3 protein-coding genes are annotated in these 2,644 nt (G+C 75.5%); all 3 read left to right on the forward strand.

Annotated elements, in window-relative coordinates; translation table 11 throughout:
- Positions 1-123: 123 nt before the first annotated feature.
- A complete protein-coding gene (locus tag WH07_RS33850; protein ID WP_046508660.1) occupies positions 124-690 on the forward strand; it encodes an RNA polymerase sigma factor in 567 nt (188 codons plus the stop codon).
- Positions 687-1,664 carry a hypothetical protein gene (locus tag WH07_RS33855; RefSeq protein WP_046508662.1) on the forward strand — a complete coding sequence of 326 codons (978 nt, stop codon included), beginning with the start codon at positions 687-689 and terminating at the stop codon, positions 1,662-1,664. Before WH07_RS33850 ends, WH07_RS33855 begins: the two co-directional genes overlap by 4 nt.
- Positions 1,665-1,734: 70 nt before the next feature.
- Complete coding sequence (locus WH07_RS33860; protein WP_079023784.1) at positions 1,735-2,580, forward strand: ABC transporter ATP-binding protein; 846 nt, start codon at positions 1,735-1,737, stop codon at positions 2,578-2,580.
- Positions 2,581-2,644 lie beyond the last annotated feature (64 nt).

Here is a 2,644-nt window from a genome sequence, read left to right on the forward strand (position 1 = left end):
GGCGGCTGGGGGGCGGGCGGGGCGCCGGGTCGCTGTGGCGCTTGTTCGTCCGGTATCGGCTCGGGCCGCGTGAACCGTTCGTCGTGGTGGGTGCGATAGAGGGGTGTGAGACTTTTTCGCCCCATGGGGGGTGAGCCGGATGACGCGGTCCTGTTGCGGGCCGTCGGCGCGGGGGATTCCGAGGCGTTGGGGGTGCTGTACGACCGGCACGCCGGGTGGCTGATCGCGCGGCTGGCGCGGCGGTGCGGGGACCCCGAGACCGTACGGGAAGTCCTCCAGGACACCTTCGTCACCGTGTGGCGCTCCGCCGCGAGCCATCGCGGTGGCGAGGCCGGCGGCTGGCTCTGGGTGATCGCCGCGCGGCGGCTGGTGGACGCGGAGCGCTCGCGGGCGCGGGCCGAGCGGGCCGACCGGGCGGAGGCCGGGCACGAGCCCGGCGCCGTCGCGCCGTCCGCCGAGGAGCGCGTGCTGGCCGGGCTGGAGTACGGCGACGTCGGCGCGGCGCTCGACCGGATCTCCCCCGAACTCCGCGAGGTTCTGCGCGCCACCGTCGTCGACGGCCTCACCACCCGTGAGACCGCACGGCTCCTCGGCATACCCGAGGGCACCGTCAAGTCCCGCGCGGCCCGGGCCCGCAAGGAGCTGCGGGCCGCGCTGGACCGGATCGCCCCGATGGGAGGTACGGCATGAACACCGCCGGAAAGCCGTCCAAGGACACCGCACCCGCGACGCGCGCCTGGCATGTGGACGACGCGCTGGCCGCCGCCTACGCGGCCGGCTCCGCGCCCGAGCCCGACGCCTGGTCGCTGGAGAAGCACGTCGAGTCGTGCGGCGCCTGCGCGGTACGGGTGTCCGCGGCGGTACGGAGGGGCGCCGCGGGCCCCGTACTCGCCGAGGTCAGAGCGGCGGTGCTGACGGCAGCGGCGCGGCCCTCAGCACCGCACGTGGGGAGGGCAGCGGCGCGGCCCGCACCGCACATGGGCGCCCCGCGGACCGGGCTCGTGGCCCGTGTCCTCTGGGCGGCCGGGCCCGCGCTGCGCGGTTCCTGGCTGGTGGCCCTGGTGCTGGTGGCCGCGGGGGCGGTCGGGCTGGCGTACGGCGCCGGGTTCGCCGGGGCGCGCCCGCTGCTGCTCGCGCTGGCGCCGGTACTGCCGCTCGCCGGGGTGGCGGTGTCGTACGGGCAGCACGTCGACCCGATGTACGAGATCGGCGCGTCAAGCCCGGGCGGCGGGCTGCGGCTGCTGCTGACCCGTACCGCCGCCGTACTGGCGGTGAGCCTGCCCCTGCTCACCCTGACCGGGGCGGTGCTGCCCGCCTCGGCGGAGGTGCCGGGCGCGGCGGCGTGGCTGCTGCCGGGGCTGGCGCTGACGCTGGCGGCGCTGGTGCTCGGTTCGTACGTGGGGTGCCGTACGGCGGCCGGCGCGGTCGCGGCGGCGTGGGCGGGGGCGCTCGCCGTACCCGTACTGGGGGCGGCCCGACAGGGGGATTCCGTCGGGATCTCGCCGCTGCCGGTGGCCGAACTGTCCGCGTATCTCGCCCGGTTCCTCGACGGCGCGGCAGCGCAGGGCGGCTGGGGCGTGGGCGCGGCGGTGTGCGCGGGGCTGCTGGTGCTGCGGCGGCGGTCGTTCGACCACCCGGACTTCGGCACTCCGGGACGCATATGAGGCGCGTGGGCGGGCGGGGAAGGACAAGAACGACAGTGGGCGGGACGGCCATGGGCCAAGGGGAGAGCGCATGACTGCGAGGGACACGGAGGTCGCGGACGCGGAGGGAGCGGGGAAGGCGGTGGGGACAGGAGCGGACGTACGCGGGCTGACCGTCAGGCACCGGCGTACGGTCGCGCTCGACACGGTCGATCTCGGCTTCGGCACCGGCGTGCACGGCCTGCTCGGCCCGAACGGCGCGGGCAAGACCTCCCTGATCCGGGTGCTGGCGACGGTCGCCGCGCCGGCCGCGGGGCGGGTCGAACTGCTCGGCCGCGATGTCTCCCGCCACGACGACCGCTCGGCGGTACGGCGGCGGCTCGGCTATCTGCCGCAGGAGTTCGGCTACTACCCGGGGTTCACGGTCCGCGAGTTCGTCTCGTACGTGGCGTGGCTCAAGGAGATGCCGGCGGCAGGGGTGCCCGCGGCGGTGGAGTACGCGGTGGAACGGGTGGGGCTGGCGGACCGTATCGACACCAAGGTGAAAACGCTCTCCGGCGGGATGGTGCGACGGGTCGGGATCGCGCAGGCGATCGTGAACGAGCCGGAGTTGCTGCTGCTCGACGAACCGACCGCCGGTCTCGATCCGGAGCAGCGCGTCGAATTCAGAGCACTGCTCCGCGAAGTGGGCACCGCTTCCACGGTCATCGTCTCCACGCATCTCGTGGAGGACGTCGCCGCGGCCTGCTCGGAGGTCACCTTGCTGGAATCGGGGCGGGTCGCGTTCCGCGGTACGACGACGGAGCTGACGGCACTGGGCGCGGAGGCCGGCGAACCGGGCGACCACCCGATCGAACGCGGCTACACGGCGGCGCTACGGTCCCACCGCACGGCGACGGCGACGGCGCCCGGGCCGGCTGCGGGGAGGCACGGATGAGCGACCTCGACACCGCCGGGACCACCGCCTCCCGTACCCCCGACACCCCGGGGGCCACCACCCC

The sequence above is a fragment of the Streptomyces odonnellii genome, assembly GCF_000981895.1.
Classification (GTDB): domain Bacteria; phylum Actinomycetota; class Actinomycetes; order Streptomycetales; family Streptomycetaceae; genus Streptomyces; species Streptomyces odonnellii.